The 8,301-nt window shown below is 39.1% G+C and carries 9 protein-coding genes; all 9 read left to right on the forward strand.

All coding sequences use genetic code 11. The features are described 5' to 3' along the window. Positions 1-22 precede the first annotated feature (22 nt). The 9 genes from flhF to rpsB all read left to right on the forward strand — a co-directional run bounded on the left by flhF (position 23) and on the right by rpsB (position 8,265). Positions 23-1,120 (forward strand): flagellar biosynthesis GTPase FlhF, encoded by a 1,098-nt coding sequence (gene flhF, locus AC1DRF_RS11975; protein WP_427075208.1) that lies wholly within the window; start codon positions 23-25, stop codon positions 1,118-1,120. Next, positions 1,113-1,982, forward strand: coding sequence for a MinD/ParA family protein (locus AC1DRF_RS11980; protein ID WP_427075207.1), 870 nt, complete (start codon positions 1,113-1,115; stop codon positions 1,980-1,982). Before flhF ends, AC1DRF_RS11980 begins: the two co-directional genes overlap by 8 nt. Before the next feature lie 9 nt (positions 1,983-1,991). Further along, positions 1,992-3,035: a protein-glutamate methylesterase/protein-glutamine glutaminase gene (locus AC1DRF_RS11985; protein WP_477740812.1), complete on the forward strand. Its 1,044-nt coding sequence runs from the start codon at positions 1,992-1,994 to the stop codon at positions 3,033-3,035. A gap of 14 nt (positions 3,036-3,049) precedes the next feature. Beyond that, the gene (locus AC1DRF_RS11990; protein WP_477740813.1) at positions 3,050-5,029 is read left to right on the forward strand and encodes a chemotaxis protein CheW; all 1,980 of its coding nucleotides are present in this window, start codon (positions 3,050-3,052) and stop codon (positions 5,027-5,029) included. Between the two features lie 30 nt (positions 5,030-5,059). Next, positions 5,060-5,488 carry a chemotaxis protein CheW gene (locus AC1DRF_RS11995; RefSeq protein WP_427075204.1) on the forward strand — a complete coding sequence of 143 codons (429 nt, stop codon included), beginning with the start codon at positions 5,060-5,062 and terminating at the stop codon, positions 5,486-5,488. A gap of 50 nt (positions 5,489-5,538) precedes the next feature. Then, positions 5,539-6,033, forward strand: a complete 495-nt coding sequence (locus AC1DRF_RS12000) for a chemotaxis protein CheD (protein WP_016765382.1) — start codon at positions 5,539-5,541, stop codon at positions 6,031-6,033. Positions 6,034-6,082: 49 nt separating this feature from the next. Then, a complete protein-coding gene (locus AC1DRF_RS12005) occupies positions 6,083-6,844 on the forward strand; it encodes a FliA/WhiG family RNA polymerase sigma factor (RefSeq protein ID WP_043976506.1) in 762 nt (253 codons plus the stop codon). Between the two features lie 153 nt (positions 6,845-6,997). Beyond that, entirely contained in the window at positions 6,998-7,387 is a 390-nt protein-coding gene (locus AC1DRF_RS12010; RefSeq protein WP_477740814.1) for a hypothetical protein, read from the forward strand. 158 nt (positions 7,388-7,545) lie between these two features. Next, the gene (rpsB, locus tag AC1DRF_RS12015) at positions 7,546-8,265 is read left to right on the forward strand and encodes a 30S ribosomal protein S2 (RefSeq protein ID WP_013058850.1); all 720 of its coding nucleotides are present in this window, start codon (positions 7,546-7,548) and stop codon (positions 8,263-8,265) included. Positions 8,266-8,301: the final 36 nt, after the last annotated feature.

The raw sequence follows: 8,301 nt of genomic DNA on the forward strand, positions 1-8,301 counted from the left end.
GTGTTGGAGTGGTGGATATCTGATGAAAGTAAAAAAATACGTAGTAGCATCCATGCCGCAAGCTATGAAAGCCATTCGTTCAGATTTAGGTGAGGAAGCGGTTATTTTACATTCAAAACAAATTCGAACAGGAGGGTTTCTTGGCTTATTTACTAAGGCGAAAATAGAAGTATTGGCAGCTGTCGATTCCGTAGAAAAGCGGAGCGTAAAGAAGAATTCATCGCCGCCAGAACCCAGTATGGAAGATAATCAATCTTTTATGAAGCAGCAGCTCAGTGAGTTAAATACTCTTGTCTCACAAATGAATCAAATGCCAAAGGTTTCTTCAGGTTCATATCCAAAAGCAGTGGAGGATGTGTTTGCCTATTTGCGTTTGCAAGAAATAGACGAAGCTATTTTAAAAAGCATAGAGGCTCCTATGCTAGAGTACTACTACTTACATCGCCCTAACTCAAATCAACTTATGGAGTGGACGAAGAGCTGGTTTGTCAATCAGTTTAAAGCAAGTGAATGGAGCGGTCCTTTCAAAAAATATGTAAGTGTAGTAGGACCAACAGGTGTCGGTAAAACAACAACTCTTGCTAAATTGGCCGCAAAATGTGTCCTGGAACACAATCAAAAAATAGCATTTATTACAACTGACACGTATAGAATTTCAGCGATTGAGCAGCTCAAGACGTACGCTTCGATCTTGAATGCGCCTTTAACGATTTGTTATAACGGAGCAGATTTTAAAAAAGCTTTGCTAGAAACGGAAGCATACGATGTGATTTTTATTGACACAGCAGGCCGTAACTTTTTAGAACAGCAATATGTAAATGATTTAAAGAAAATTATTACGTTTCAAGAAGAGTTGCAAACGTTTCTTGTTTTAGCCCTAACGTCAAAAGTATCAGATATGAAAGCTGTATATGAACGTTTTGCTAGTCTGCCTGTTGATCACTTGATTTTTACGAAGCAAGATGAAACTACCCGTAAAGGCTCGCTTTTAAATATGTTATATCATTGCGGCAAGCGGGCTGCTTTTACAACAAATGGGCAGGATGTACCAGAAGATGTTTCGGCATTTAAAATAAAAGAGTTTATTGACGATGTGTTTGGAGATTGGAAAGATGAATGATCAAGCAGCAGTTTTAAGAGAAAAAGTGTTAAAGAAGCATCAAAGCTCTTTAAGGAATTGTAAAACACTAGCCGTGTTAAGCGGAAAAGGAGGAGTTGGAAAGTCGAATCTATCATTAAACTTATCTCTTGCGCTAACGAAGCAAAAGCAAAGAGTTCTTCTTTTTGATATGGATATAGGGATGGGAAATATTGATATTTTGATTGGGCAAACTGCTTCATATACGATGGTGGATTTGCTAGAAAAAAAGCTTTCCATCCAGAAAATTGTTAAAAAAGGTCCTCAAAATTTAGCTTATGTGGCTGGTGGAACAGGAATTTCCTCTGTATTTGAATGGTCTCCATCAGATCTTGCTCATTTAATACAAGAATTGAATTCGTTAACAAATCAATATGATTATATGATTTTTGATATGGGAGCGGGCATGTCAGAGAGTGTGCTTAAGTTTTTAAAAGCTGTAGATGAAATGATTGTGGTCACAACACCAGAGCCTACATCTATAACAGATGCCTACGCTGCTATTAAGCTAGCAGCTTCCTATTCTGTATCAGCACCGGTTCGTCTTATTATTAACAAAACGCTTTCTGACAAAGAAGGAAATGAGACGTATGAACGATTTAGCCAAGCTGTTCAGCAGTTTTTGAACATATCTATTTCTCTATTAGGTATTGTACCAAACGATCAAGCTGTCCAGAAAGCGGTCAATCGCCAAACGCCTTTTTTGCTTCAAAATCCAGCATCTAAAGCGAGTATATCACTAATAGAAATGGTGAGTATTCTTATTCCTCAAGACAATAGGATAACGGCTAAAAACGAGGGAATGTTTATTCGGCGCCTCAAACGATTTTTTCTTGAAAGGTAGGAAATTAGAGTGAATGAAATAAAGGTGCTTATTGTAGATGATTCTGCATTTATGCGAAAACTAATCGGCGATTTTTTAGCATGTGACAGTCGTTTTCACGTTGTGGGTACCGCACGTAACGGTGAAGAAGGGTTAAAAAAAGCGCTCGAGCTGTCGCCAGACATTGTGACACTTGATATTGAAATGCCCAAAATGAATGGCTTAGATATGTTAAAACAGCTCATGCGTGTGAAGCCCCTTCCTGTTGTCATGTTATCGAGTACAACAATAGAAGGTGCTGAAAATACGCTGACCGCTATGCAGTACGGCGCAGTTGATTTTGTTGCTAAACCTTCGGGAGCTATTTCGCTGGACTTACACAAAGTGAAAGATGAGCTTATCTCTAAACTATTGCTTGCTAGTAAAGCCAACATATCTTCAAGCAGTCATCAGCACGTGCAAAACAGCAGTGTATATAACCTCCAGATGGGGACGAAAGTGAACAAAATGATTTGTATTGGCACTTCTACTGGAGGACCGCGTGCGCTGCAAGAAGTATTATCAACTGTTTCAAAAGACATAAACGCACCTATTTTCATTGTGCAGCATATGCCTCCAAATTTTACAAAATCATTAGCGGTTAGACTAAATCAGTTAGCTGCTATTGAAGTGAAGGAAGCAAAAGACAATGAAATCGTTCGCTCAGGATGTGCTTATATTGCGCCTGGAGGTTTTCATATGACGGTTGTAGAGAAAAAAGGACAGCTTAGCATTTGTTTAGATACTTCTTCACCTGTAAAGGGACACCGCCCCTCAGTGGATCGTTTGTTTCAGTCGATTAGTAAAATTTTAGGTTATCAAAAACTTGCTATTGTGTTGACAGGAATGGGGGCGGATGGAACGGAAGGGGTTATTGATTTAAAGAAAAATAAAGACGCGCTTATATTGGCTGAATCGGAAGAAACAGCTGTCATTTATGGGATGCCCAAATCAGCCGTTTCTACAAAACTTGTTGATTATATTGAACCGTTGCGAAACGTTGGAAGCTTTATTTCTCGCTACGCACAGAAATAGGAGGGAAAGTTACGATGGATATGAATCAATATCTAGAAGTGTTTATTGAAGAAAGCAGGGAACATCTTCAAAACGTTAATGACCAGCTAATGCGTTTTGAAAAAAATACCGATGATCTTGGCTATGTAAACGAAATTTTTCGGTCTGCTCATACGTTAAAAGGTATGTCTGCAACAATGGGATTTGATGATTTAGCACAATTAACTCACAAAATGGAAAACGTGTTAGATGCTGTTCGAAATCACCAACTCGACGTTCATACGGAAGTTCTTGATGCTTTGTTTGAATCAGTCGATGCGCTAGAAATAATGGTTCAATCTATTTCTGAAGGCGGGGATGGTCAGCTTGATGTCAAATTGCTTGTTCAAAAGCTGCAGCGTATTGTAGCAGAGAAACCCGTAGCACAGCATGCAGCTTCTTCCATTGAGTACGATGAATTAGTACAAACGCTGCTCAGCCAAACAGCAGACCAAGGGTTTAACGCGTTTGAAATAACCGTACAGCTTGAACGCACCTGCTTATTAAAAGCTGCACGCGCTTATATGGTATTTGATGTGTTAGAGCAAGCAGGAGACGTCATTAAGTCAGCGCCAACTGTTCAAGATATCGAACAAGAAAAATTCGAATCATCTTTTATCGTTATATTAGTAACAAACGAATCACAAGAAAAGCTGCAGGCGAGCATTATGGAAGTCTCTGAAGTAGAAAGTGTGAAAATTGCTGCGGTCCCCGTAAAAAAGGAGACAGAAATGGAGGAGCTTGTTTCACCAGAAGTAGCAGCAGCCATACAGGAATTTACCGTGTCAGCCCCTTCAAAATCGCCTGTTGAAGAGAAAAGACAGCCCTCAAATAACAAGACGATTCGAGTTAATATTGACCGTTTGGACAGTCTCATGAACTTGTTTGAAGAACTAGTTATTGATAGAGGCAGGTTAGAACAAATATCAAAAGAATTGAATAATAGCGAATTAGACGAAACGGTAGAGCGGATGTCTCGTATTTCGGGAGACTTGCAAACGATTATTTTAAATATGCGTATGGTGCCTGTAGAAACCGTTTTTAATCGTTTTCCCCGTATGGTGAGACAGCTTTCAAAAGATTTAGGGAAACAAATTGAACTTCAAATTGTCGGAGCTGATACAGAGCTGGACCGGACCGTCATTGATGAAATTGGAGATCCGCTTGTTCACTTATTAAGAAATGCCGTTGACCACGGAATTGAAATGCCTCAAGCACGCTTAGAGAACGGAAAGAATGAAAAGGGAACGATTCGCCTTAAAGCTTATCATAGCGGAAATCATGTCTTTATTGATTTAGAAGATGACGGGGCGGGCATCAATCGTGAAAAGGTACTGCAAAAAGCGTTGGATCGAGGAATTATTGATGGGAAAACAGCTGAAACGCTGACGGATAAACAAGTGTACGAGCTCATTTTTGCTTCGGGCTTTTCGACGGCTGAGCAAATTTCAGATGTTTCCGGACGAGGAGTAGGTTTAGATGTCGTGAAAAACACGATTGAATCGCTAGGGGGTTCTGTAACGATCGATTCTAACGAAGGATACGGTTCGCGTTTTTCTATTCAACTGCCCCTCACTCTGTCTATCATTTCTGCTTTACTCGTGCAAATGAGTGAAGAGCGCTATGCCTTGCCGCTTTCTTCGATTATTGAAACAGCTATTGTTCAGCCCAAAGAGGTCATGCATGTACACGGTCAAAAGGTTATTGACTTTCGAGGAACCATTATTCCTCTTCTTGATTTAAAAGAACTATTCACTGTGCCTAACTCAGTACAAGGTGATCATTATTCAGTAGTCATCGTGAAAAAAGGAGAAAAGACCGCTGGGCTAATTGTTGATTCTTTTATCGGTCAGCAGGAAATTGTTTTAAAATCTCTAGGTCATTATCTGCCGGATGTGTTTGCTATTTCAGGAGCCACGATTTTAGGGGATGGACAAGTAGCACTTATCATTGATTGCAACGCTTTGATTAAATAACAAATGCTGTAAAAAGAAAGGAAGAAAGGCATGAAAATTATTGTGTTTCAATTAGGAGACGAGGAGTACGGAATCTCAGTAGAAGAAGTGCAGTCGATTGAAAAGATTCAGCACATAACACGCGTTCCTGGAGTGAAAGAATATGTAAAAGGTGTTATTAACCTTCGCGGTGTTATTACACCGATTATTGATTTGCGCACTCGTTTTAACTTGCAAGAACAGCTTAACCATGAGCTGACACGTATTATTATGGTTCGTCTTAATGATGTAGAAGTAGGTTTGATTGTCGATGCGGCAAATGATGTAGTGGATATTGATGAAAAAACGATTGCTTCAGTGCCTGAAACAGTTGAAGGAACGGCTGTAGAATACTTAAACGGAGTCGTTAAAGTAGATAGCCGTTTAATTGTTCTTCTAAATTTACCTAAAGTGCTCTCTTTAGAAGACCACCTCCAGTGAGCCAAACGAATAATGGATATCACGCTGAAGGTTCTAGGAGTTGAAGAATCGTGAGAGATGATAAACAAGTGATTAAGGTAGGAATTGCCGAGATGAATGTTACACATGCACCCGCAGTGCTTCGAACAGCGGGATTAGGATCATGTGTAGGAGTTGTCGTTTATGACTCTATTCACTCAGTAGCTGGGCTCGCCCATGTGATGCTTCCGGATTCAAGCGGAGCTAAATGTCCTTTTAATAGAGCAAAATATGCAGATACAGCCATTTTTGATTTGATAAATATGTTGATTAAACAAGGCGCACATAGAAAATTGTTAAAAGCAAAAATAGCAGGAGGCGCGCAGATGTTTCAATTTGAACCAAGAAATGATGTCATGCGAATTGGCCTTCGAAATGTTCAAGCAGTAGAGAGAGAGCTGCATAGAAACAGTGTAGAAATTGCAGCAAAAGCTACAGGAGGACACAACGGACGCACAATTGAATTTGATCCTCAAACGGCTATTTTAAAGGTTCGTACGATTAACGAAGGGATAAAAACGATATAAAGCGCGCTCTGACTGTTTAATAGCGCTATAAAAAGGAGTTGAAAGACCCTTGAAAAGTATACAAGAAGTTGAAGAACATAAAATTTGGCAGGAATGGATAGAGACGAAAGACTCACATGCGGGAAACATGCTTGTTAAAAAGTATATGCCGCTCGTTAACTATCACGTTCAGCGGATTAGCGTGGGGCTGCCGAAGAATATTCATAAAGAAGAGCTTCGTAGTTTAGGGTTAATCGGTCTTTACGATGCTTTGGAAAAGTTTGATTACGGTAGAGACTTAAAGTTTGATACATATGCGTCTTTTCGAATTCGAGGGGCGATAATAGACGGGCTTCGTAAAGAAGATTGGTTATCAAGAAGCGCAAGGGAAAAGACGAAAAGGATTGAGCAAGCAACAGAAGCACTTGAACAAAGGTACTTGCGCAGAGTTGCACCAAGTGAGGTTGCAAAAGAAGTAGGCATGACAGAAGCAGATGTCGTTCATACGATGAATGAAGGCTTTTTGGCTAACGTGTTGTCAATGGAAGAACAGCCGAAAGAGTATGAAGATGGAGAACAAAAATATACGATTAAAGATGAAAAAACGCTCTCTCCTGAAGAGGAGCTAATTAACGAAGAACGATATCAAGAGCTTGCTGAAGTTATCGAGCAGCTAAATGAAAAAGAGCAGCTCGTTGTTTCATTATTCTATAAAGAAGAGTTAACTTTTACAGAAATCGCACAGCTGTTAGGGCTATCTACTTCACGTATTTCTCAAATTCATTCGAAAGCGCTGTTTAAAATGCGTACGAGTTTAAGTAAAATAATTTAGCAAAGAGGTAAAAGGATGGGGTTTTTACTCATAGTTAGTTTTTTAATTCATGGTCTATCACTGTTTTGCATTATTCTTTTATATATGCAAGTGACCAAAGTGAAAAGGATTGAACGCTTGCACCAGCAAAATATAAATAAAATGGAAGCTGCGATGAGTTCATATCTGGCTGAATTTCAAGAACAAAACGAGCAGTTTTTAAGGCAGCTTCGAGAGCGTTCCACTTCGTTTTCTTCGGAAGCGGAAAAAAGCAGCGTAAAATCACCTTTGGTAGATGAAGAAGACGTGCCTGTTCAAAGGGTGGATCTAAAAAGTGAGCCGTCCCAGTCGCTGCATGAACTTCTTTCTATAGAAGAAAATCAGAAGCATATACGCACACCTTTTGATGAATTAACTACAGACCAAATTCAAGATTTGTCAGATGAAGAGATAAAAGAATTTTCTGTTTATTCAAAAGGGAAAGGTTTAACAATTGAAGAAATTGCAAAACATTTACACAGAGGGAAAACTGAAATTGAATTATTATTGAAATTTCATCAATAAACTTAATGAAACGCTTGCTTGTGAAAAAGGAGTGTGCTATATTTGTTTTTGGTGTTATTACACACGCTTGTTGATTCGGTTGATGGTGCTACTTTTTGTAGTTTCGGMTGAAGATGAAATGAGCGGAGGAGACTTAAAACCATTAGGAGGAAAAACACATGTCAGTAATTTCAATGAAACAATTACTAGAAGCTGGTGTACATTTCGGTCACCAAACTCGCCGTTGGAACCCAAAGATGAAGAAATATATCTTCACTGAGCGTAACGGCATCTACATTATCGATCTTCAAAAAACAGTTAAGAAAGTAGAAGAAGCGTACAAATTCGTTAAAGAATTAGCTGCAGACGGCGGTACTGTTTTATTCGTAGGTACGAAAAAACAAGCTCAAGATTCTGTTAAAGAAGAAGCAGCTCGCGCTGGTATGTACTTTGTTAACCAACGTTGGTTAGGTGGTACATTAACTAACTTCTCAACTATCCAAAAACGTATCAAACGTTTAAAAGATATCGAAAAAATGCAAGAAGACGGTACTTTCGAAGTACTACCTAAGAAAGAAGTAGTTCAACTTAAAAAAGAGTTAGAGCGTCTTGAAAAATTCTTAGGCGGCATTAAAGATATGAAACAACTTCCAGATGCATTATTCATCATTGACCCTCGTAAAGAGCGTATTGCAGTAGCGGAAGCTAAAAAATTACACATTCCAATCGTTGGTATCGTAGACACTAACTGTGATCCAGACGAAATTGATTATGTAATCCCTGCAAACGATGATGCAATTCGTGCTGTTAAACTTTTAACTTCTAAAGTTGCTGATGCTATTCTAGAAGCTAAACAAGGTGAAGAAACAGCAGTTGAAACTGAAACAACTACTGCTTAATTCCGTGAAAGGTGATAAGAGGGAATAGCCTTTTAT

The organism is Priestia sp. P5_B4 (assembly GCF_056400385.1).

Coding starts and splice junctions, on each gene's coding strand:
- flhF (WP_427075208.1), top strand. CDS start 23: ATGAAAGTAAAAAAATACGTAGTAGCATCCATGCCGCAAGCTATGAAA.
- AC1DRF_RS11980 (WP_427075207.1), top strand. CDS start 1,113: ATGAATGATCAAGCAGCAGTTTTAAGAGAAAAAGTGTTAAAGAAGCAT.
- AC1DRF_RS11990 (WP_477740813.1), top strand. CDS start 3,050: ATGGATATGAATCAATATCTAGAAGTGTTTATTGAAGAAAGCAGGGAA.
- AC1DRF_RS11995 (WP_427075204.1), top strand. CDS start 5,060: ATGAAAATTATTGTGTTTCAATTAGGAGACGAGGAGTACGGAATCTCA.
- AC1DRF_RS12010 (WP_477740814.1), top strand. CDS start 6,998: ATGAGTTCATATCTGGCTGAATTTCAAGAACAAAACGAGCAGTTTTTA.
- rpsB (WP_013058850.1), top strand. CDS start 7,546: ATGTCAGTAATTTCAATGAAACAATTACTAGAAGCTGGTGTACATTTC.